The sequence below is a fragment of the Pseudomonas sp. GW821-FHT07G06 genome (assembly GCF_058986625.1).
Window position 1 is genome coordinate 1 of the sequence record NZ_JBYSVW010000047.1, and the last position, 672, is coordinate 672.

Below are 672 nucleotides of genomic sequence, written 5' to 3' on the forward strand. Positions count from 1 at the left end.
CGACACGATGGCCGGCGGTGGCGGCAGCGATATCTACGAAGTCACCGACCTTGGGGACGTGGTGAGCGAGCTCGCCAGCGCAGACGCGGATACGGTCTGGACCTCGCTCACGAACTACACCCTGGGTGCCAACGTCGAGAACCTGTATTTCAGCGGCAGCGGCAACTTTACGGGTAGCGGCACCGTGTTCAACAACACGATCGTCGGCGGGGCGGGTAACGACGTCCTCAATGGCGGCGCGGGTGATGACGTCCTCATTGGTCGCACAGGTGCCGACACGATGGTCGGCGGTATCGGCAGCGATATCTACGAAGTCACCGAGCTTGGGGACGTGGTGAGCGAGCTCGCCGGTGCCGGCAACGACTCGGTCTGGACCTCGCTCGGGACCTACACCCTGGGTGCCGATGTCGAAAATCTGTTTTTCGGTGGCAACGGCAATTTCGTGGGGGCCGGCAACGCGCTCTCCAACATGCTCGTGGGGGGGGCGAGTAACGACATTCTCATCGGCGGTGGCGGTAACGACCTGATGAGTGGTGGCGTCGCCGGCAACGATATTTTCGAGTTTGGTGCCGCGGGTTTCGGCAACGATACGATCCTGAACTTCGGCGCCAATCCGGCCGCAGGGCAGGACTTGCTCAATATCACGGCGCTGGGGATCAACAGCGCGACGTT

General features: G+C 62.4%; 1 protein-coding gene. It reads left to right on the forward strand.

Features of this window, described 5'->3' with window-relative positions:
• Positions 1–672, forward strand: a 672-nt coding sequence (locus AC3WJW_RS29980; RefSeq protein WP_493728550.1) for a calcium-binding protein, incomplete at both ends; no start/stop codon positions are given.